Source organism: Abyssibacter sp. (assembly GCF_964229365.1).
Classification (GTDB): Bacteria; Pseudomonadota; Gammaproteobacteria; order Nevskiales; family OUC007; genus Abyssibacter.
Map to the genome: position 1 here is coordinate 29,318 of NZ_CAXRDQ010000071.1, position 22,133 is coordinate 51,450.

Annotated in this window: 19 protein-coding genes; 3 read left to right on the forward strand and 16 right to left on the reverse strand. The window is 63.1% G+C overall.

Going from position 1 to position 22,133, the window contains the following annotated elements; genetic code table 11:
* Positions 1–14 precede the first annotated feature (14 nt).
* From ACE1EY_RS11725 to ACE1EY_RS11795, 15 genes are all read right to left on the reverse strand, one after another.
* Positions 15–641, reverse strand: coding sequence for a tetratricopeptide repeat protein (locus tag ACE1EY_RS11725; protein ID WP_370300239.1), 627 nt, complete (start codon positions 639–641; stop codon positions 15–17).
* Entirely contained in the window at positions 638–2,911 is a 2,274-nt protein-coding gene (gene mrcB, locus ACE1EY_RS11730; RefSeq protein ID WP_370300240.1) for a penicillin-binding protein 1B, read from the reverse strand. The genes ACE1EY_RS11725 and mrcB overlap by 4 nt, the downstream gene beginning before the upstream one ends.
* Positions 2,912–2,989: 78 nt before the next feature.
* Positions 2,990–3,715 (reverse strand): phosphate signaling complex protein PhoU, encoded by a 726-nt coding sequence (gene phoU / locus ACE1EY_RS11735; protein WP_291514757.1) that lies wholly within the window; start codon positions 3,713–3,715, stop codon positions 2,990–2,992.
* Between the two features lie 24 nt (positions 3,716–3,739).
* Positions 3,740–4,570, reverse strand: a complete 831-nt coding sequence (gene pstB, locus ACE1EY_RS11740; protein WP_370300241.1) for a phosphate ABC transporter ATP-binding protein PstB — start codon at positions 4,568–4,570, stop codon at positions 3,740–3,742.
* Positions 4,571–4,626: 56 nt separating this feature from the next.
* Positions 4,627–6,318, reverse strand: coding sequence for a phosphate ABC transporter permease PstA (gene pstA, locus ACE1EY_RS11745; RefSeq protein WP_370300242.1), 1,692 nt, complete (start codon positions 6,316–6,318; stop codon positions 4,627–4,629).
* Entirely contained in the window at positions 6,315–8,600 is a 2,286-nt protein-coding gene (locus tag ACE1EY_RS11750; RefSeq protein WP_370300243.1) for an ABC transporter permease subunit, read from the reverse strand. The genes pstA and ACE1EY_RS11750 overlap by 4 nt, the downstream gene beginning before the upstream one ends.
* A gap of 133 nt (positions 8,601–8,733) precedes the next feature.
* The gene (locus ACE1EY_RS11755; protein WP_291514754.1) at positions 8,734–9,900 is read right to left on the reverse strand and encodes a porin; all 1,167 of its coding nucleotides are present in this window, start codon (positions 9,898–9,900) and stop codon (positions 8,734–8,736) included.
* A 108-nt stretch (positions 9,901–10,008) separates the two neighbouring features.
* Positions 10,009–10,974, reverse strand: coding sequence for a phosphate ABC transporter substrate-binding protein PstS family protein (locus ACE1EY_RS11760; protein WP_291514753.1), 966 nt, complete (start codon positions 10,972–10,974; stop codon positions 10,009–10,011).
* A 95-nt stretch (positions 10,975–11,069) separates the two neighbouring features.
* Complete coding sequence (phoR, locus tag ACE1EY_RS11765) at positions 11,070–12,374, reverse strand: phosphate regulon sensor histidine kinase PhoR (RefSeq protein ID WP_370300244.1); 1,305 nt, start codon at positions 12,372–12,374, stop codon at positions 11,070–11,072.
* Positions 12,371–13,063: a phosphate regulon transcriptional regulator PhoB gene (gene phoB / locus ACE1EY_RS11770; protein ID WP_370300245.1), complete on the reverse strand. Its 693-nt coding sequence runs from the start codon at positions 13,061–13,063 to the stop codon at positions 12,371–12,373. Before phoB ends, phoR begins: the two co-directional genes overlap by 4 nt.
* 153 nt (positions 13,064–13,216) lie before the next feature.
* Positions 13,217–15,829, reverse strand: a complete 2,613-nt coding sequence (gene pepN / locus ACE1EY_RS11775) for an aminopeptidase N (protein WP_370300246.1) — start codon at positions 15,827–15,829, stop codon at positions 13,217–13,219.
* 36 nt (positions 15,830–15,865) lie between these two features.
* The gene (locus ACE1EY_RS11780; protein WP_291513476.1) at positions 15,866–16,984 is read right to left on the reverse strand and encodes a beta-ketoacyl-ACP synthase III; all 1,119 of its coding nucleotides are present in this window, start codon (positions 16,982–16,984) and stop codon (positions 15,866–15,868) included.
* Positions 16,985–17,012: 28 nt separating this feature from the next.
* On the reverse strand, positions 17,013–18,461 hold the full coding sequence (locus tag ACE1EY_RS11785; RefSeq protein WP_291513477.1) for a prolyl oligopeptidase family serine peptidase: 1,449 nt from the start codon (positions 18,459–18,461) through the stop codon (positions 17,013–17,015).
* Positions 18,462–18,468: 7 nt separating this feature from the next.
* The gene (locus tag ACE1EY_RS11790) at positions 18,469–18,756 is read right to left on the reverse strand and encodes a hypothetical protein (RefSeq protein WP_291513478.1); all 288 of its coding nucleotides are present in this window, start codon (positions 18,754–18,756) and stop codon (positions 18,469–18,471) included.
* Between the two features lie 13 nt (positions 18,757–18,769).
* The gene (locus tag ACE1EY_RS11795) at positions 18,770–19,039 is read right to left on the reverse strand and encodes a hypothetical protein (RefSeq protein WP_291513479.1); all 270 of its coding nucleotides are present in this window, start codon (positions 19,037–19,039) and stop codon (positions 18,770–18,772) included.
* Positions 19,040–19,080: 41 nt separating this feature from the next.
* On the opposite strand from ACE1EY_RS11795, the gene ACE1EY_RS11800 reads away from it, so the two are divergent.
* The gene (locus tag ACE1EY_RS11800; RefSeq protein ID WP_370300247.1) at positions 19,081–19,605 is read left to right on the forward strand and encodes an alpha/beta fold hydrolase; all 525 of its coding nucleotides are present in this window, start codon (positions 19,081–19,083) and stop codon (positions 19,603–19,605) included.
* Here ACE1EY_RS11800 and ACE1EY_RS11805 read toward each other — a convergent pair.
* Positions 19,602–20,060 carry a thioesterase family protein gene (locus tag ACE1EY_RS11805; RefSeq protein ID WP_291513481.1) on the reverse strand — a complete coding sequence of 153 codons (459 nt, stop codon included), beginning with the start codon at positions 20,058–20,060 and terminating at the stop codon, positions 19,602–19,604. The two genes, ACE1EY_RS11800 and ACE1EY_RS11805, sit on opposite strands and share 4 nt — an antisense overlap.
* 118 nt (positions 20,061–20,178) lie before the next feature.
* Here ACE1EY_RS11805 and ACE1EY_RS11810 point away from each other — a divergent pair, with 118 nt between their 5' ends.
* Both ACE1EY_RS11810 and sufB read left to right on the forward strand, forming a co-directional pair.
* Positions 20,179–20,664 carry an SUF system Fe-S cluster assembly regulator gene (locus ACE1EY_RS11810; RefSeq protein ID WP_291513482.1) on the forward strand — a complete coding sequence of 162 codons (486 nt, stop codon included), beginning with the start codon at positions 20,179–20,181 and terminating at the stop codon, positions 20,662–20,664.
* A 6-nt stretch (positions 20,665–20,670) separates the two neighbouring features.
* Positions 20,671–22,122 (forward strand): Fe-S cluster assembly protein SufB, encoded by a 1,452-nt coding sequence (sufB, locus tag ACE1EY_RS11815; protein ID WP_370300248.1) that lies wholly within the window; start codon positions 20,671–20,673, stop codon positions 22,120–22,122.
* Positions 22,123–22,133 lie beyond the last annotated feature (11 nt).

Consider the following 22,133-nt stretch of genomic DNA (forward strand, 5'->3'; position numbering starts at 1 on the left):
CGGCGGGCGACGGATCACGTCTGTGAAAGCTCCGCCTGCTCGGCGGACCTGGCCGCATCCTCGGCCTGTGCCGCATCGCCCTCGGCACGCCAGGCCGCTTCCGCAATGCGCCAGGCCGGGCCGAGCACATAGGGGTTGCCAGAGGCCAGCGACCGGGCGCGGTGAGCCATTTGGCGGGCCTGGTCGGTGTCGGCCTGTTCGAGGTGAATCTGCCCCAGAAGCAACCACAGGAAAGCGTTGCGTGGCTCGATGCGCAGCGCACGTTCGAGCTGCGCGGCGGCGCCCTGCAAATCACCCTGATTGCGTAATGCCGCTGCTTGATCGGCCAACGCAATCGCGGCCGGGCCTGCGTCGTCGCGCAGATTCTTCGGCCCGCTGAAGCTGGGAACCGCCTCGGGCTCCTCGGGCAGCGGTTGTGCCGGACCGCCCCAGGGCCTGGTGCCAAACGGCTTGGTGTCGCTGGTGGCGGTATCCGGCGCCGTTTGCTCACGCGACCGGCTGCCACGGTGATAACGACCGTCGTCCTCGACCACCGGGGGTTCCGGATAAGGCCAAACCGGTTCGTTCTGACCTTGCTGGCGCAGGCTGCCGCAGCCGCTGAGCAGCAGGCCGAGCAGCAGGCTTGTGACGAAATACTTCATGATCCGAATAGCCGTTCCCAAAAACTGTTGTCCTGCCCCTGCTCCGACTGCCGCGCGCAGGGCGCCCACTCCACGGGGGCCGAACCCGGCAAATACGGTACCAGCAGACGGTCCATGCAGGCGGTGTCAGCCAGGGCATCGGCGGCCGGCACCACCCAGGTGGGTTCGGCGCCCGCACCGTAGAGATCGAGAGGCCGCGGGTCGAGTGAGGCCATCAATCGCGCCCACAGCTGCAGGGCGCCCGATGCACCGGTCAAGCCGGCTGGCTTGTTGTCGTCGCGACCGACCCAGACAGTGGCCTGAACATCGCTGCCGAAACCGGCGAACCAGCTATCGCGCAGCTCGTCGGTGGTGCCCGTCTTACCTGCCAAGGCGCCAGGTTGCAGATAGCGTGCGGCACTGCGCGCCGTGCCGTCGATCATGACGCGGTTCATGGCCCATTGCAGCAATGCGATGGCGCCGGCATCAGGCCCGCCACGCAGCTTGCGGCCGTAACGCTCCAGCGGCTGCCCCATTCGATCCTGCACGTCTCGAATGGCCTGCAGCGGCGTCACGAAGCCACCGGCGCCAATCGAGTTGTAAAGCTGGGCCACCTCCAGCGGCGAGCGCTCGACGGCCCCCAGGGCCAGCGACGGCAACGGTGCCGGCTTGGTGTCATCGCCCAGCAGAACGTACTGCCGCGCCACATCCTGCATGCCGACGCCCAGCGCCAGCTGAACGGTGGCGAGGTTGTAGCTCTTGGACAGCGCCTCGAAGATCGGTACGTCGCCGTGCAGTTCGCGATCGTAGTTTTCCGGCATCCACACCGTGCCGTTCGGCATTTCCAGACGCACGGGCGCATCCGGCAGCAAGGTTGTGAGACGGTAGCGGTCTGGTTTGGACAGAGCCGCGAGATAGACCAGCGGCTTGGCCAGCGATCCGATCGGCCGCTTGGCATCCAGCGATCGGTTAAAGCCTGCATAGCCGGCCTGGCGGCCACCGACCAGAGCGAGGATTTCCCCCGTCTCCACGGATGTCACCACCGCAGCGGCCTCCAGGGTGCCCGCCTCGATCTTCCGGCCCTGCTCGATTGCATCCAGCCCTTCGCGGATCGCGCGCTCGGCTGCCGCCTGCACCCGCGGGTCGAAGGCGGTGAAAATCCTCAGCCCTTCGCTGGTGAGGTCCTCTTCACGATACTGGGCCTGCAATTGTCGGCGAACCAGATCGACATAGGCCGGATACTGCGAGGTGCCACGGTCGCCGCGGGCACGCACGCCGAGGCTGGCGTCCGCCGCCTGGCTTGCTTCCGGCTCCGAGATCAGCCCGTCCCCGGCCATGCGCTCGATCACCAGGTTTCGGCGCGATAGCGCACGCTGCGGGTTCCGGCGCGGGTTGTAGTACGACGGACCCTTGACGATACCCACCAGCAGGGCGACTTCCTCCGGCAGTAACTCGCCCAGCGGCTTGCCGAAGTAAAACACGCTGGCGAGGCCAAAACCGTGCACCGCGCGCGGCCCGTCCTGCCCGAGATAAACCTCGTTCAGGTACGCCTCGAGAATCTCTTCCTTGCTGTAGTGGATTTCCAGCAACACGGCCATGAGTGCTTCCTTGGCCTTGCGTATCCAGGTGCGCTCGCTGCTGAGAAAGAAGTTCTTGATCAGCTGCTGGGTGATCGTGCTGCCACCCTGAACAACCCCGCCGGCTTGCAGATTGGCCCAGGCCGCGCGGGCGATCCCGCTCCAGTCGATGCCGTAGTGCGAATAGAAATCGCCGTCCTCGACCGCGATGAGGGTATCGAGCAGTAATGGCGGAACGTCTTCCAGACGCAGCAGTACGCGGTCCTCTCCGTGCTTGGGGAAGATGCTGCCGATGAGCATCGGGTCCAGACGCATGATCGGAACCTGGTTGCCCGCCGGCCCGGTGATACCGCGGATGCCACCATCACCAAAACCAATGGACACCTGGCGCGCGGGCTCGGTGCCGTCCCAGAACTGAAAACCGCGGGAGGCCAGTTCCAGCGAATCACCGCGTAATGCATAGGTGCCAGGACGTTCGACGGTATCGCGTGCTCGGTAGCCGAGCCGCCGCAATTCGTGCACCACGTCGTTGGGGCTCAGGCGACGGCCGGCGTAAATGTCCAGCGGGGCTGCGTAGATTTGCGCAGGCAATGCCCAGCGCACGCCGTCAAAGCGGGCGCGCAGTTCAGCGTCGAGCCGGAAGGTATAAAGCGCCAGTGCAGACGCTGCCAGGCAGACAAACACCAGCCCGGCGACAAGCAATCGTTGGCGCATCAAGTTGCGGAAATTTCGGCCAGAAAACGGCCGGAATCATACCAGACGGCGGGTCTGAGCCCCCGTCCCTGGCGGGGCTTAGCCGTTGCCTTCCAGCTCCGCCTGGACCTGGGCCAGACTGGTGTGGCGAACGTCCTTGCCCTGAATCAGATAGATCACGTACTCGCTGATATTGCGGGCGTGGTCTCCGATTCGCTCCAGCGCACGGATGGCCCATTGCAAGTCCATCACCGGCCGGATCGTGCGGGGATCTTCCAGCATGAAGGTCAGGCACTGGCGCGAGATCGACTCATACTCCGAGTCCACCCGGCGATCTTCCTTGGCGATCTCCAGGGCTTCTTCCGCGTCCAGGCGCGCGAAGGCGTCCAGCACGCGATGAACCATCATCGATACCCGGCGTCCCATCGCCTCGACGGCCGGCAGTGAGCCGTTCGGTGGCGGATTGGAGGCCAGGCGCGCAGCCATGCGGCCGATCTTCTCGGCCTCGTCACCAATCCGTTCCAGATCGGTGATGGTTTTCACCACCGCGATGATCAGGCGCAGGTCGGTGGCGGCCGGCTGCCGCCGCGCCAGCACGCGCGTGCATTCCTCGTCGATGCCGACTTCCATGGCATTGACCTTGTAGTCGCGGTTAGCGACCTGCTCGCCAAGCTCGCCGTCTGCTTCCGTCAGCGCCCGCACCGCCTCTGAAACCTGCTGCTCGACCAGACCACCCATGGTCAGTACGCGCTGGCGGATATCATCCAACTCGGCGTTGAATTGCTTGGAAATATGCGTGTTCAGATGCAGGTCAGCGTGGCTCATCTTGGGCACCAAAGGCGTATGTTGTTATCCGTAGCGACCGGTGATGTAGTCCTCGGTCTGCTTCTTTTCCGGGTTCGTGAACAGCCGGTCCGTTTCGCCGAATTCAACCATCTCGCCCAGATACATGAAGGCGGTGTAGTCGGACACGCGAGCGGCCTGCTGCATGTTGTGCGTCACGATCAGAATCGTGAATTCCTTCTTAAGTTCCGCAATCAACTCCTCGACCTTGAGTGTTGAAATCGGATCGAGCGCCGAACAGGGCTCGTCCAGCAACAATACATCGGGCTGGATGGCGATCGAGCGAGCGATCACCAAACGCTGCTGCTGACCGCCGGACATGCCCAGCGCGGACTCGTTGAGCCGGTCCTTCACCTCCTCCCACAGCGCGGCGCCCTTGAGCGCCCACTCGACCGTCTCATCCAGAACGCGCTTCTTCTTCACGCCGGCCAGCCGCAGTCCGTAGGCGACGTTTTCGTAAATCGACTTCGGAAACGGGTTCGGCTTCTGGAACACCATGCCAACCTGCCGCCGCAGCCGAGCGACATCGACATCCTTGTCAAAGATGTTTTTGTCGCCCAGGCGGATCTCGCCGGTGGTGCGCACGGTATCGACCAGATCGTTCATCCGGTTGAAGCAGCGCAGCAATGTGGACTTGCCGCAGCCACTGGGCCCGATGAACGCCGTGACCTCGCCTTTCTTGATGTCAAGGTTGATGTCCTTGAGCGCCTGCTTCTCTCCATAGAAGAGATTGAGGCCGTCCACGGTCATCGAGATATCGGACGTGGTTGATGCCTTGGCACCAATGCCCTCGACATCGATGTGCTCGATGTACGCGTCCTTGTCCTTGCTTTGCATGGGGTGCTCCATAAATCTTCCGGCTAGTGCAATGCGGTAACGGGAATGGCTCGGGATTAGTGTTCAAGCGCCCGGTAGCGTTCCCGCAACCGGTTGCGAATCCGCACTGCGGCCAGATTCAGTATGACGATCACCAGGACCAGTAACAACGCGGTGGCGTAGACCAGCGGTCGCGCCGCCTCGACGTTGGGGCTCTGAAAACCGACGTCGTAGATGTGAAAACCCAGATGCATGAACTTTCGATCCAGGTGAAGAAACGGAAAGTTGCCGTCCAGCGGCAGTGACGGCGCCAGCTTGACGACCCCCACCAGCATCAACGGTGCAACCTCGCCCGCAGCACGCGCGATCGCGAGGATCAGCCCCGTCATCATCGCCGGACTGGACATCGGCAGTACGATTTTCCAAAGGGTTTCGGCCTTGGTGGCGCCCAGTGCCAGGCTGGCTTCGCGCAGTGAGCGCGGAATCCGCGCCAGGCCCTCTTCGGTCGAGACGATCACCACGGGCAGCGTGAGCAAGGCCAGCGTCAGCGACGCCCAGAAAATGCCGCCGGTACCGAAGGTCGGCGACGGCAAGGCTGCCGGGAAGAACAGTTCGTCGATCGACCCACCCAGGGCGTAGACGAAAAAGCCCAGCCCGAACACGCCGTAAACGATGGAGGGCACGCCGGCGAGGTTGTTGACGGCGATACGGATGATGCGTGTGACCACGCCCTGCTTGGCGTATTCGCGCATGTACAGGGCCGCCACCACGCCAAACGGCGTGACGAACACCGACATCAGCATGACCATCATCACGGTGCCGAAGATTGCGGGGAACACGCCGCCTTCGGTGTTCGCTTCCCGCGGTTCGTCGCTGACGAACTCCCAGATCTTGGCGAAGTAGAACCGGATCTTGGCGAACAAGCCCATCGCATTCGGCCGGTAGCCGCGGACGACTTCAGCCAGGGGCACGGTCACGGTCTGGCCGTTCTGGGCCCGCACCGTGATGCTGTCGCGACCGATCTGGTCATTGAGCGACTGCAAGGCCTGCTGGAGTTCGGCGTACTCGGCATCGAGCGTTTCGCGTTCGCGCTCGATCTTCGCTAGCGCATTGTCCGTGGCGCCATCGTTGAGCTCCATCCGGCGTTCGCGCAGGCGCAACTGCTCCAGCTCGTAGTTGATCGCCCCGATGGCACCTTCCTGGATTCGCTCGATGTCGTGGTACAGGTCACGGGCGCGGTTCTGCCTTGCCTGAAACTCGGCCCACAGATCATCGGTGTCGACAGGCGTGCCCTGTTCGCTGACCTGCACCAGGTAGCCGTAGAGATCACCCCACTCCAGACGCTCGAAAACGCTCAGGTCTTCTGGCGTCGTGCGCTCTTGAATCCAATCATCCAGCAGGTAGCGGAAATCGGCACCGTAGATATCGCGGTTCGCGACCTTGACCAGCCGGCGCTCATAGAACTCGGCGTCCCCGCTGACCTTGATCCCGGCTGATTGCAGCCTGGCGGCGCTCACCGTCTCGCTGTATCCCAACTGAGCGATCAGGGGATACGGCTCTTCGTCCGGCTGCACATACACCGCCTCCACCAGCGGCGCGGGCCAGAAGTGCCCGAGGCCGCGGATTGCGATCAGTGTCAGCAATCCCACGACCAGCAGCCCCGACAGGGCAACGGCACCCCCGGTGAGCCAGACCCAGGGCGCACCAGAGGCATACCACTCGCCGAAGCTGCCGGCGCGGGTCCGGGTGATTGACGTCGACTGACTCATAGCGTGCTGTACTTGCGACGGAGACGCTGGCGCACGATCTCCGCCAGCGTGTTGAAGAAGAACGTGAACATGAAGAGCACCAGCCCAGCGAGGAACAGCAAACGGAAATGCGTGCTGCCCACTTCGGACTCGGGCATTTCAACCGCGATATTGGCCGACAAGGTCCGCATGCCCTGGAAGATGCTCATGTCCATGATCGGCGTGTTGCCGGTGGCCATGAGCACAATCATCGTCTCACCCACGGCGCGACCCATTCCGATCATGACCGCCGAGAACATGCCCGGGCTGGCCGTGGGCAGCACCACCCGGATCATCGTCTGCCAGGGGGTGGCCCCCAGCGCCAACGAACCCTGCGACAACTGCTTGGGCACCGAGAACACGGCATCCTCGGCAATCGAGAAGATGGTCGGGATCACCGCGAACCCCATGGCAAGGCCCACGACCAGTGCATTGCGCTGATCGTAGGTAATGCCCATCTCGTTGTTCAGCCACAGCGGCATGCTACCGCCGAACAGCGCCGCTTCGACCGGCCGCGACAGCGCGAACGCCAGCCAGGTCACGGCGATAACGACCGGGATCAGCAGGGCTGGCACCCAGCCATCGGGCACGCGATGCCGGATAGACGCCGGAAAGCGCGTCCACAGAAAGCCAGCCAGCGGAATCGCCAGCGGCAGGAATAGAATCAGCAGGAACGCGCCCGGCATGTTCAGTTCCAGCACCGGCGCCAGCCACAGCCCGGCGAGGAAGCCGAGAATAACCGTGGGCAAGGCTTCCATAATCTCGATGGTCGGCTTGACGATCTGCCGCAGCGCCGGCGACATGAAGTACGCGGTATAGACCGCGCCGAAGATCGCCAGCGGCATCGCGAACAGCATGGCGTAGAAGGCGGCTTTCAGCGTGCCGAACGACAGCGGCATCAGGCTGAACTTGGGCTCGAAATCGCTGGTGGCCGACGACGACTGCCAAACGTAGTCCGGCTCCGGATAGCTCTCGTACCAGACCTTGCCCCAGAGCGACGTGAGCGAGACTTCCGGATGTTCGTTGTGGACATCGAACACCGAGATCTGCCCTTCCCGGCTCTGTACCAGCAAGCGATCAGCACGTGGTGCCAGGGCGATGTCCTTGATCGCGCCCTCGATGACGGTCTCGTTCAGCAGCTCGCGGTGCGACGTGGCGTAGTAGATCGCCAGACGCCCCGCCGAATCGGCGGCCATGAATCCGCGGCGTCGCTGCTCGATGTCGACGGCCGAGATCATTGCGTCGCCGGGAGCCTCGAACTCGCGAACCTTCTGCAGCCGCCAGCCGGCGCCCGCATCACGCACCGGGAACAACTGTGAGATGCGACCGTCGGAGGTGGCGACCAGCACCGAGATGCCACCGTTGAGATAACGCGCATCGATCACACGGGCATCGGGGCCCGCGACGGTGACCGGGCCCAGGCGGTCCGGTTCGCTGAGCCGGCGGATATTGGTGGTGATGACTTCCCCGTCATCAGTCAGCGCATGCAACCAGGTTTCGGCCGGGTCCAGCAACAGGCGTTCGATCCGCCGCTCCGGCGGCAGCTCGAGCAGCACGGTGCCGCGCTCGTCTTCGGTCAGCTCGCCCGAGCCACCGAACAGGCCGACCTCTTGCTCATAACGCACAAGCTCAATGCGGCCATCGGGCAAGGCTGCGGCAATCAGCAGCGACTCGGCGCTGGCCCGCACGTCGAGAGCTCGGACGTCCGTGAGACCGGTGTCAATGGGCGTTTCGCCGTAGGGATACGACAGACTGGATGCGATGCTGCGTCCGGCGTCGCTGAAACGGATCTTGTGCTCCTGACGGGCGACCAGCAGCCCCCCATCTTCCAGCAGCAAGCCGAACAAGCCGCGATTGGGATCAATGCTATCGAACTGCGCTAGGCCAACACCGTCAGGAATGGGGAGTTGGGATTCGCCGCGCATTTCGCCGGTGAGCACATCGAAAAAACGCACCCGGCCGGACGTGCCGACGTGAGTGGCGACCTCCGCCTGCTCTTCGACCGTGAGCAGCAACGCAGGCTCGCTAATCGGCGCTGGGTACTCCGCCACCTTCTCAATCGAGGCCGGCGCGAACAGCGGCATCACGACCCAGGCAAGGTAGAAAAAGATGAGCAGGATGGCCACGAGCACGCCGACGCCACCAATGCCAACGGCGACGGTGGCCATGCGGTCCTTGAAGTACCGCCAACGAATCAGGCGGTCACTACCCGCTCGATCGGTCTGCGCCATGCCCGGATTGGCGCTTCGGGAAGTCTGATCCATGAACGAAGTCTACTGGTCGCTAGTGACAGAACCATGAACCGTGCAGTTCATGGACACAGCGTCGCGTCGAATAATCAAACGCCGGCTCCCCCGCTGCCCTGGTGGAACCGGCGTCAGACTGCTTGTAGTCGACTTAAAAGTCGAACTGCATGCGGGCGGTCACCGCATTTGGCTCATCCGTGCCCTCGGCCACATCGGATGCGATGTAGTTGAGCATGAAGCGAACCTGCGGGTTCCAGTACCAATTGGCGCCAACCGTGAGTGATTCAACCTCGAAATCGATGCTGTCATTTTCGACGTAGTCGTAGCGCACTGCTACTTCCACGGCACCGTGGCTCTTGCGCGGCTTGACCCGGCCGAACTTGCCGGACTTGGCATCGTAGGGACGCACTTCGCCAGTCAGGAAGTAGCTGGTGTAGGCATAGAACGCTGCAACATCCTGCTCGACGGTATCCGTCTCGTAGGTGCCGCCGACGTATTCAGCCTGCACCGACAGCGGACCAGCGAGGCCGGCAAATTCCAGACCGTAGAGCGTGGATTCCGAACGTTCGCCGGTGTTGATGTCGACAATGGCGACACGTGAGGCATCGGACAGATGACCCGCCGGCCGGACACGCACGCGGTTGCGGCCTTGAACGCCGCCTTCCTTCGCCATCGAGCCACCGATGTGAATCTGGCCGTACTCACCGAGTTTCGGCGCAAAGATCACGCGCGCGGTTCCACCCGTGCCTTCGGTGGTGCCATTGTCGCCGCTGGGCCCGTCATCGCCATCAGCATCTTCATCCTGATACGCGTTGTAGGCCGACACGCCATAACCGATCGCGCCGTAGTTGCCCCAATATCCGACACCGACGTTGTAGTCCGGCGAGAACGAGGTGAGGTACGAGCGTTCCATGAACGTGATGTAACGCGAACTCGTGAGGTTTTCCATGGTGAAGTACTGCTTGAACTGACCCACCGTGAGCTTGCCCCCCAGTACTTTCATCGCCAGGTAAGCATCCTTCGTCACGGTATCGCCGTCTGCAAAATCGAACTCGACCTTGTAGTCGAGGCCGTAGATCTTGCCCTTCGAATGGAGACGAATACGGCGGAATTCCGTGCCGCTGGTGTTCTCTTCCGCATCGTTATCGAACACGGCGCCGTCCAGCATCAGACGGCCGCCAAACTCGCCGACAAAACTGCCGTCGTCCGACGTGACCTTGATACCACCCTTGGTGCTCACGTCATCTGCCATCGCCGGCTGTGCAGCCAGACCGGCCACGCAGAGTGCGAGCGCCATTCCCTTGATAGATTTTTCCACTTCCTTGACTCCGAACGCTGTTAGGAACACTGGGCTCCAGGCTCTAAAAGAAAGCGGGAGATCTTGGATCAAGATCTCCCGCCAGGTCATGCATGGAACTTGCGGGCCTTACTTGACCTTCGCCAGTTCCTTGGCTGCCTGGGCCGCAGGCAGCGGAATATACCCGTCCTTGACGACAACTTCTTGTCCGACCTTGGACAGCACCATCGCCAGGAACTCGGATTCCAGCGGCGACATCGGCTTGTTCGGATGCTTGTTGACGTAGACATAAAGCACACGGGCCAGCGGATACTTGCCGGAGATCGCGTTTTCTGACGAGGCTTCGTAGAAGGTATCGCCCGTGTCCTTGGACAGCGGCAGCGCGCGCACACCGGAGGTCTTGTAGCCGACCCCGGAGTAGCCGATGGCATTCAGACCGGTCGCCACGGACTGCACCACCGAGGCCGAACCCGGCTGCTCGTTCACGCTGTTCAGGAAATCGCCCTTACAGAGCGCCACCTTCTTGAAGTAGCCGTAAGTGCCGGACACGGAGTTGCGACCGTAGAGCTGAATCGGACGGTTCTTCCAGGCACCGCTCATGTCCAACTGCCCCCAGCGATTGATCGGGGAATCAGCACCGCACTTCTGGGTCGAGGAGAACACGGCATCGACCTGTTCCAGCGACATGCCCTCAATCGGGTTGTCCTTGTTCACGAACACGGCCAGCGCGTCGATCGCAACACCAACCGGGGTGGGCTTGTAACCGAACTTGCGCTCGAACGCCTCGATCTCGCCGTCCTTCATCTGGCGGCTCATCGGGCCGAGATTGGACGTGCCCTCGGTGAGTGCTGGCGGCGCGGTGGAAGAACCGGCGGCCTGCACCTGGATGTTCACATTCGGATACAGGCGCTTGAACTCTTCGGTCCACAGCGTCATCAGGTTGGCCAGGGTGTCGGAACCCACACTGGAAAGATTGCCGGAGACCCCCTGCGCCTTTTCATAGACGGGGAGCTTCTCATCCACTCCAGCGGCGGATGCGGAGAGCGGCAGCGCGACGGCCGCTGCAGCAGCGACCAGGCAATGTCTCAATTTCATGGGAATGTCCTAGGGGGGTTGGATCGGTGAACTAGCCAAAGGCTAGTCGCGGGGCGTGTGAAGGCTATGAACCTTAAATGACAGTTTTGTGACAATCAGGCTGCTTGTTCCTGCAGCCGCTCGGCGGGGAAATGACAGGTGAAGCAGCTGCCCTTGCCCTCTTCGCTCTCGATCTCGAGTTCACCCTGATGCCGTTCGAGCGCGTGCTTGACGATGGCCAGCCCCAGTCCAGTCCCGCCGGTTTCGCGTGACCTGGCCACATCCACCCGGTAGAACCGCTCGGTCAGGCGAGGCAGATCTCGTGTCGAGACGCCGATGCCGGTGTCTCGGACACTGAAATGCGCGCCGCGTTCATCGCGCCACCAGCGCACCTCGATCCGTCCGCCGCTCGGTGTGTATTGAAGCGCGTTGAAGACCAGGTTCGACAGGCAGCTATACAGCTCGCTGCGGCGTCCGGTGAGTTGAATATCCGGCTCGATCTCGAACAGCAGCTCATGCTTGCCCTGCGACAACTCCCTGGCCTCGTCCTCAAGCTCCCTGATCACTTCGGCGACATCGATGGGCTCCAACCCGACATCCAGGGTGGCTGATTCCAGCCGCGCCAGCTTGAGCAGGTCGGTAATGATGCGCTGCATGCGCAAGGCCTGATTACGCATTTCCGTAACCGGCATCCGCCAGGCCGCAAGCTCTTCGCCGGTTTCCTGTTCCATCATGTCGATGTACCCGCTGAGTACGGTCAACGGCGTGCGCAGTTCATGGGAGGCATTCGCCACAAAGTCACGGCGGGTTTGCTCGAGGCGATGCAGGTGGGAGACATCCCGCGCTATCAGCAGGCGCTGCTGGTTGCCGTACGGCACGATCCGCACATTGAGCGTCACGTGCTCGTTGTTTGGCGCCGCGATTTCCACGCCACCGTCGTACTCTCCAGATTCAATGTAGCGATTGAAGTCCGGGCTGCGGAGCAAAAAACCGATGCGCTGGCCGACATCACGCTGGGTGCCGAAACCCAACAGGCGCCCGGCCGAGTGGTTGAACCAGACGATCTCGTCATCGCGGTTGATCACCACGGCCGCGTCCGGCAATGCTGCCGTGGAGGCCTGGAACTCCGAGACGATCGCGGCGAGACGGCGTTTACGCTTACGATTGCGGCGCTTGAGGCTGTAGATCCCTTCGAAGATCGCGCCCCAGAGGCCCGTCGCCTCGGGGATTTCGCTCAGACGACCACCCGACAGCCACTTGGTCAGACGATAGGCCTGGACGGTATGCCAGAACGCGTAGGGAGCAATGGCGGCGACCAGACCCCAGGCCATCGATTCCAGCAACACGCCAACGGCCATGCCCAGCGCCGCCCACAGGACGATGCGCCGGAGCTCGCTTTGCCATGCCAGGTCGGCGGTCACACCTTGGTCGAGAAGCGGTAGCCGGTACCGCGCACGGTCTGGATGTAGTCGGCAAACCCGAACGGTGTCAGGGCCTTGCGCAGACGACGGATGTTAACGTCCACGGTGCGCTCCTCGACATAGACGTTCTGCCCCCAGACACGATCGAGCACCTGCTCACGGGTGTAGACGCGCTCGGGATTACTCACGAAGAAGTTCAGCAGCCGGTATTCGGTTGGACCGAGCTTGACGGCCTCGCCATTCGCGGTCACGCGCTGGCTGGCTGTATCGACCTCCAGACCCTGGACCTCGATGCGTTCTTCGGCGCCGCCGGGCAGCACGCGGCGCAGCACTGCCTGGATCCGCGCGATGAGCTCCGCCGTGGAGAAGGGTTTGGCGATGTAGTCGTCCGATCCGGTGTTCAGGCCGCGCACCCGATCCTCTTCCTCGGCACGAGCCGTGAGCATGATGATGGGCAGGTCGCGGAGGTTGGCATCGGCACGAATCTCACGTGCGAACTCGATGCCGGACACACCGGGCAGCATCCAGTCCAGCAGGATCAGATCCGGCCGCCGACCGGCGATGGACAAGCGGGCGTCCTGGACGTCAGCAGCCTCCGTCACGGTCAGCCCTTTACGCTCCAGCGCAAAGCGGACCATGTCGCGGATGGGCGCCTCGTCCTCGACGACAAGTATGTGTTTGCCTTGCATTAATGGCGATTTAGATGAGCGGGTTGTCACCGACTGCGCACTCCCCCCGCGCTGTACGGCGCGGAAACCCTATGACCCGACGATGACGAAACTGTGACACCCTCGTGATCATCCGCCAAGCCACCGCTACGGCGGCTTGGCCGGACGATGCGCCTAAAGCGCCGCAGAGACGATCTCGCGCACATCAGCTGACAGGTTGTCCTGCTGCGCTATACGCGTCAGTTCGCCGCGCATGCGCTCGCTCCGTTCGCCGAGGATGCGGGCGACCTGAGTCAGTGGCCGCACCAGACGCGCTGCGACCTGCGGGTTGCGTGCATCCATCGCCAGCACCTCGTCCGCGAGCACGCGATAACCCTCGCCGTCGAGTCGGTGGAAACCGGCGAACTGGCGCTGGCCGAACGAGCCGAACAAGGCACGGACCCGGTTCGGCACGCCGCGGTCATAATCCGCGCGGCCAGCCAGTTCCAGAATGCCCGCGGGCTGGCCCTGAACGGCGGATACCGCTTGCAACTGGAACCACTTGTCCATCGTCAGCGGCTCCTGCGACCAGGCGTCTGCGAATTGCTGGAACAACACGGCACGTTGCGGGTGGTCGAGATCGTTGATCGCGGCCAGCGCGGCGAGACGATCCGTCAGGTTGTCGGCCGATGCCAGCAACTCGGTCGCGCGCGATACGGCGCCTGTGGCGTCGACCAGGCTCAGCAGCTTCAGGCAAGCGCCAGCCCGGCGGCGGCGATGCGCCTGTTCGGCATCGAATCGGTACGGACGAACCGTTTCGATCGCGTCGTACCAGTTCAGAAGTTGGGTCACCAAGCCGTCGGCCACACCGGTCCGCACACAGCGATCGGCGACCAGGGCGGCATCGACATCCACCGCGCCGAGCGCATCGGTGAACTCCACCGTGGCGGGCAGGTCCAGCCATTCGCCAACAATCGGCTCGGCCGGGTCGGTCGCCGCGACAGCCTCACAGAAGGCCGTGATGCGCGCGCGGCCGCGGTTGTCGTCACCCTGCAGGAAATCATTGAACGCCGCATGCAGCAGCCGTTGACCCGCCTCCCAGCGGGCAAAGGCATCGTCCTCCGAGCGCATCAGCAGCGCGAGATCCAGGTCGGGCTGTTCGAAGTAAAGCCGCACGGGTGCAGAGAATCCACGCAGGGCCGACAGGACCGGACGCTCGCTCAGCCCAGTCCAGATGAGGTCGGCCTGGGGCCGATCCAGCACGAACACACCTTCGGCAGACTGCAGCAGTTCGGTGCCGGGCGAGGCCGTTAGCCGCGATCCGCTTTGGTCGAACAGACAGAGGCTGAGCGGGATTGGTGCGGGCTGCTTGTCCGCCTGCCCGCGCGTGGGGTCGAGCGTCTGACTCACGGTGAGCCGGTAGCTGCCGCTGGCCGCGTCCCACTGATCACGCATCTGAACGCTGGGCGTGCCAGCCTGGGAATACCAGATGCGAAACGCCGAGAGATCCGCCCCGCTCCCCGCCTCAATCGCGGCCACGAAATCCTCGATGGTGACGGCCTGACCATCATGGCGCTCGAAGTAGACGTCCATGCCTTTGCGAAAACCGTCTTCACCCACCAGCGTCCGCATCATGCGGATGACTTCAGAGCCCTTCTCGTACACCGTCGCGGTGTAGAAGTTGTTCATCTCCACATAGGATTCGGGCCGCACCGGGTGGGCCATCGGTCCGGCATCTTCCGGAAACTGATAGGCGCGCAGGCCGCGAACCTGGTCCACGCGCGCCACCGCTGGATCATTCACGGTCTCCGAGAACTGCTGCTCACGGAACACGGTCAAGCCTTCCTTGAGGCTTAGCTGAAACCAGTCACGGCAGGTGATGCGGTTGCCGGTCCAATTGTGGAAGTACTCATGGGCGATCACGTCACGCACGACGCGGTAGCCGGTGTCGGTAGCCGTATCCGGGTCCGCCAGCAGGCAGCTGGTGTTGAAAATGTTCAGACCCTTGTTTTCCATGGCCCCCATATTGAAGGCGCCGGCCGCGACGATGAGATAGCGATCAAGGTCGTACTCCCGGCCGTAGTGGATCTCGTCCCAGCGCATGGATTCAATCAGCGACTCCAGCGCGAACCCGAGTCGCTTGCCTTGCCCCTTGTCGGCGTACAACTCCAACGACACACGTCGGCCGGATTGCGTGGTGTAGTCCCCATGCAGCTCTTCGAATTCGCCGGCAACCAGGGCAAACAGGTAGCAGGGCTTCGGATAGGGGTCGTCCCAGACCGCCCGATGGCGGCCATCGTCCAGCTCCTCACTCGCGACGCAATTGCCGTTGGACAGCAGCGTCGGATAGCGGGCGCGGTCGGCATCGATGGTGACGCGAAAGCGCGACAACACGTCGGGACGGTCCGGGTAGTACGTGATCCGCCGGAAGCCCGTGGCCTCGCATTGGGTCACCAGGTAGGGCTCACATCGGTACAGGCCTTCCAGCGCAGTGTTCTGCTCTGGATGAATCCGCACGCGGGTCCGTAGCACGCAACGATCGGGCAGCTTGTGCACGACGAGCCCGGATTCGCCGACGTCGTAGTCGGCCCAGCTGGCTCCGTCGACCGCCAGGTCGAGCAAGGTCAGGTCGTCGCCATCCAGGGTCAGCGTGGTGGGCTGGCCAGGCTGGCTGCGGCTGAGCGTGAGTTCTGCCGTGACGACCGTCGCGCCATCGCCGATGTCGAAATGCAGCTCGGTCCGGTCGACATGAAAGGTGGGTGACTCGTAGTCACGCAGGTATTTGACTTGGGTGGTGGTATTTCGCATAAAAATCAGGCGTAGTCGCCAGGATGGCCGCGGCGGCTATCGCTGGCGAAGAATGACGGACCCCGCCGAATAGCCGGCGCCAAAGGCGCAGAGCACGGCGATGTCACCGGGCGCGAGGCCGGACTTGTGTTTGTGGAACGCGATCACGGAACCCGCGGAGCTGGTATTGGCGTATTCGTCCAGCACCACCGGGGCCTCCTCTTCACTGGGTTCGCGTCCGAGCAGCCGCTTGCTGATCAGCTGATTCATGTTCAGATTGGCCTGATGCAGCCAAAAGCGGCGAACCGCCGAGGCTTCCAGCCCCTCGTCCGCCAGCTGTTCGGTGATCAGGGCAACGACCATCGGCACGACATCCTTGAAGACCTTGCGACCTTCCTGAATGAACAGCCGATCCTCATCGGAGCGCGGCGTGGCTTCGGAGCGATTGAGAAACCCGGCGTTGTTGCGGATGTTGCTCGAAAACTGCGTCTTCAAGCGTGTGCCGATCACCTCGAAGCCGCCCGCTTTCGCATCCTCCGCGCGCTCCAGCACGACAGCCGTACAGGCATCGCCAAAGATGAAGTGGCTGTCTCGGTCGCGGAAGTTCAGATGCCCGGAGCAGATCTCTGGGTTCACCATCAGCACGCAGTTGGCATTGCCGGACGACAGCGCGTCCACCGCCGCCTGCATGCCGAAGGCTGCCGAGGCGCAGGCGACATTCATGTCGTAGGCATATCCGCCGCAGCCAAGGTATTGCTGCACCTCCACCGCCACCGCCGGGTACGAGCGTTGCATGTTCGATGCAGCACACAACACGGCGTCCACATCCGCAGGCCTGCGACCGGCCTCTTCCAGCGCCTGGGTCGCGGCAGCGACGGCCATCTCGCACATCTGCGACGGTTCATCATTGCTCCGCGTAGGTAGCTGCGGTCGCATGATCTCCGGATCGAGAATCCCGCCTTTGTCGAGCACGTGGCGACTGCGAATGCCCGAGGCCTTGACGATGAACTCGGCGTTCGACAGAGGCTTCGGTTCAACGCGTCCGGCGGCGATGGCCTCGGCGTGTTCGGTATTGAACGCGGTGGCCCAGGTGTTGAAGCATTCGACCAGTTCTTCGTTGCTGATCGACTCGGGCGGCGTGTACAGGCCCGTCCCGGATATCACGATTTTGCTCATGTCGGGTTCCGACGAATTTCAGGAAAGTCTAGCGGATCAAAGGTCTTGGCGCGGTGTTTTCGCGGTCAATCATCCCCGCGTTCAGCAACGCCCGCTCGACCACGTAGCGGGCGACCGGCTCACGGCGAACGCTCAGGTGCGATCCGTGGTACCAGACCGGCGCCTCAAGCCCCCAATGCCGGGCCAGGCGCGCCACCTGAGCGGGCGGCACCAGCTGATCCGCCAGGGCACCAAACACGGCGCAGCGATCCGGCCGCACCATCGATGCCCGAGCCAGCGGCGACAGCGGGTGCATGACGCGGCGGAGCATGGCGTCACTGACACCGAGCGACTCCACGGACCGCCTCGGTAGCACGGGGAAATGCCGCCACAACACATCGACGGCATCAGCCAGCGGAATCCCGGCAATGACGCAATCCAGATCGGCCTCGTAAGTGGCCAGCAGTGAAGCGTTGTAGCCGCCAAGGCTGTAGCCCAGCACGGCGATCTGCTCCGCCGACTGCGCCTCGGTCAGCCAGCGCACGCAGGCGCGCAGATCGAACAAGGCCTGTGACTGTGCGTGAACAAGGTCGAGAAACTCCCCGCCCAGATACCCGTCGCCACTGCGGCGTCCGATGCGGCGCGGACCGTGCAGCGGCAGCACGGGCATCAACACATTGAGGCCGAGCTGATGATGCAGCCAATCGGGAGAGAACAGGGACAGGTCGATGGCTGGCGTCCCCATCCGGTAGCCGTGTATCGCGATCAGCCAGGGACGCGGGCCGTCCTCATGGCGCAGCATCCACGCGTCCATATGCCGAGGCGCCAAATGGGCGCCGTAGCGCGATGCGCCGGGCAACTCGTCATGCGCCCGGAATGCGCTGGTCCACCGCAGATGCGTGAAGGGATGGCCGAAGACCTGCCGTTGGCGCGTCGTCACCTCCTGCGGCGTCTCCGGCGCGGCGTGATACTGCGCGGGGTTCATGACCCAGCCCTGCGCCTGCATGACCGTATCGGCTTCCAGCATCTCCTGTGCGATGCGCTGGGCGTTGCGCGGCCCCGGAATCTGCGCGGTGGCGACGAAATAGCCGAGCAGCGCATTATCCAAAGCCACTTTTGCGGCGAGCCGCGGCTCGGGCTCCGCCAGGGGGATCCCGGCCACCGGAGCCTGCTCGACAATGGCCAGCCAGCCGGATGTCACGAAAATCACCACGGCGAGCACCAGCAGCAGCCAGCCGCCCCAGCCCGCCGCGAAACCGAGAATTGGCAGCAGTAGCACGCCGACCACGGCGAACGAGGCCATCATCTGATGTGGACGTGCATCGCCGGGATGCAACCAGGCCATGATCGAAGCGGCCACCAGCGCCAAGCCGATCGGCAACAGCACCACGCCGCCCCAAACCGCCGCATGCAGCGCCAGCCAGCACCACACCAGTGCCGCCATCACCGCCGGTAAGGCGCGCCACTGTCTTGCTCGGTGTATCAGCACCTGATCCACACCGACCTCAGCTGGGTGAAAACAGGCGGACGACCAGTCCGATCGAGGCCAGCCATAAGGCCAGCCCCGCCCAGTGCCATGGACGCTTGCGATACTGCCCGACCACGGCCAGCGCAGCGCCTGCCGTTGTCACCGTGAAGATGACGGTCGTGGTGACGAGAAATCCCAGCTCCTCGCCCAGTTGCGGCTCCCGGTCGAGGTATACGACATAAATCAGGCAGACCACGGCCAACACGGTCGCCAACACGGCGGCCAGCGCCATGACGGCGCAGTTCAGGTAGAACAGATAGCGCATGAGCGTTTTTTGATCAGGGTTTCTTGGGTGGAGCGCGCCGCACGGAACGGCTGGCGCCGACAACACGACGCGCGATCTTCGGTTGTATCAACGCAACGCGCACCAGCGTGGTCGCCAAACCCTGCATGATCTTGTCGCGATAGCGGAACACGTTACCGACCAGCTTCAGCGGACGCTCACGCATGACCACCAGCTCGTCCTCCGGTTCTTCGCCGTATCGCACGGTGAAGCTCATTCGGATGTCGAGCCGTTCGGGGTTTCGTTGTGGCTTGGTTCGTGCCATGACAGCCTGATTAGACTGCATCAGCCCAAAAGATTCGAGCCATGACCGTTCTTTCCGACCCCGCCCACCGCCTCGTCGTCTTCGCCCATGGCATGGAGAGCGGCCCTTGGGGCACGAAAATCCTGGCGCTGGCCGACGTTGCCAAGCGTATGGGCTTCGCGGTCGACAGTCCCGACTACAGCCATACAAAAGACCCGCATGCGCGCGTCGCGCAGCTGCTCAAGCAGAATCCGCAGTCGGATTGCCTGGTGCTGGCAGGCTCATCCATGGGCGGGTATGTGAGCGCGCAGGCCTGCGCCGGGCTAAAGCCCGCCGGCCTGTTCCTGCTGGCCCCGGCGCTTTACTACCCTGGATTCGAGGAGGAACCAGCGGACATCCCGCCAATTTGTACCGTGGTCCACGGCTGGCAGGATACGGTCATCCCGCCTGCCTCAGCGCTGCGCTTTGCGCAAACCCACCCGGCCGAATTGCACCTGCTGGACGACGAGCACCGACTGATCGACTCGTTACCGCTTATCGAGGCACTGTTCGAGCGATTTCTCGCACGGGTAGTGGCCGGTCGCTAGCCCGGATCAACAGCAACAAACCCATTGGCGAACTCGGCCGGCATGCGGCGAGCCCGTCCGGTTTGCAGATCAACACAGGCCCATAGCGTCGTGCCGCGCAGCACCGTGGCGCCGTCTGCGGCGCGCACGATCTGATACGCGCGTTCCATGGTCACACGGCCGGGATTGTCGGTGATCCAGGTCGCCACATGCAGCTCGTCATCGACAAACGTGGCGCGCAGGTAGTCCAGCGTGTGCCGCCGCGCGACAAACCCCGCGTTGATGCGCTGGTACAGCTCCCAGCCCAGACCCAGATGCACCGAATGCGCCCAGGCCACGGCCTCAAGCCACCCGAGATAGACCACGTTGTTGGTATGCCCCAGCCGGTCAATGTCGCCCGGTTGCACCGTTCGAACCTCGGTGTAGGGCGACGGCACGTCAAAGACGACCGCCGGGTATGCGTTCGCACTGTTCATGGCCTGGAGTATACGGGGTGCGTATGAGCCTCCGGTTGAGACTGCGGCACCAGAACTCTATAATTAGGACCAATTAGGTCCTCTTTTATTCATCGACCTGCGCAGAGGTTCTCGGCCCATGCTCCGACTCGCCAAGCTCACCGACTACGGCACGGTCATCATGACCACGCTGGCGCAAAGCGACACGCGCCGCAGCGCCACCGATCTCGCCGCGGCAACGACTCTGCCGGCCGACGCCGCGCGCAAGGTGCTCAAGGACTTGGCACGGGCCGGGCTCGTGCAATCGGAACGCGGCGCACATGGCGGCTATGCGCTCGCACGTCCGGCGACAGACATCTCCGTTACCCAGATCATCGAGGCGATCGAAGGGCCGATCGCGCTAACCGAATGCTCGATTCATGACCATCGTTGCGACATCGAGCAATCCTGCGGCACCCGTGGCAACTGGCATCTGATCAACCGCGCCGTGCGCATGGCGCTGAATCAGGTGTCGCTGGCCGATTTGGCGATGCCCGGCTCCGGCCGCATAGCCGCCCTGGCCCGCCGCTTCGCCCCGCCCACGTCGGTCAGCATTCCGGCCGACTCCATTCAACGCACAAGCTGACCTGTTATGGCGACCAGTACTGAAGAAATCCGCGATTGGATCAAGACCCGCAAATACGAGGCGGGCTTTGTCACCGATCTGGAATCCGACACGCTCCCGCCGGGACTGGACGAAGAAGTCATTCGCTTCATTTCGGCCAAGAAGAATGAGCCGGAGTGGCTGCTGGAATGGCGATTGAATGCCTACAAGGTCTGGCAGGACCGCCTTGAGCCGCAGTGGGCGCATCTCAATATCCCCGACATCGACTACCGGGCGATCTCCTACTACTCGGCGCCGAAGTCCATGGCGGACATGCCGAAGTCGCTGGACGAGGTAGACCCGAAGCTGCTGGAAACCTACGAAAAGCTGGGCATTCCGCTGGAAGAACAGAAGCGGCTGGCCGGCGTCGCGATGGACTACGTATTCGACAGCGTGTCGGTGCACACGACCTTCCGCGAAAAATTGGCCAATGCCGGGGTGATTTTCTGCTCGATTTCCGAGGCGGTGCAGTCCCATCCCGAACTGGTCCGCAAGTACCTCGGCACCGTGGTGCCCGCCCGCGACAACTTCTTCGCCGGGTTGAATGCGGCCGTGTTCACCGACGGGAGCTTCGTCTACATCCCCAAGGGCGTGAAATGCCCGATGGAGTTGTCGACCTATTTCCGCATCAATGAAATGAACACCGGGCAGTTTGAGCGCACCCTGATCATCGCGGAGGAAGGCAGCGAGGTGTCGTACCTAGAGGGCTGCACCGCACCGCAGCGCGATGAGAACCAGTTGCATGCCGCCGTGGTGGAGTTGGTGGCGCTGGATAACGCCAAGATCAAGTACTCGACCGTGCAGAACTGGTATCCCGGCGACGAAGACGGCCGTGGCGGCATCTACAACTTTGTGACCAAGCGCGGCGACTGCCGCGGGCGCAATGCCCACATAGCCTGGACGCAGGTGGAAACCGGCTCGGCGATTACCTGGAAGTACCCCTCCTGCGTGCTGCGTGGCGACAATTCCATCGGTGAGTTCTACTCGGTGGCGGTGACCAACAACCACCAGCAAGCCGATACCGGCACCAAGATGATCCACCTGGGCAAGAACACCCGCTCGACGATCGTCTCCAAGGGGATTGCCGCGGGCCAATCGGATCAGTCCTATCGCGGGCTGGTGCGCATCAGCCCCAAGGCCGAAGGCGCACGCAATCACACGCAATGCGATTCGCTGCTCATCGGCCCGAACTGCGGCGCTCACACGTTTCCGTACACCGAAGTCCGGCATCCATCGGCGATTCTTGAACACGAAGCGACCACCTCGCGCATCGGCGAGGACCAGCTCTTCTACTGCCGTTCACGCGGCATGTCGGAGGAAGACGCCGTGTCGATGATCGTCAACGGCTTCTGCAAGGACGTCTTCCGCGAGCTGCCCATGGAATTCGCCGTCGAAGCCGGCAAGTTGCTGGCCGTCACGCTGGAAGGCGCCGTCGGCTAAGCCATTCACCT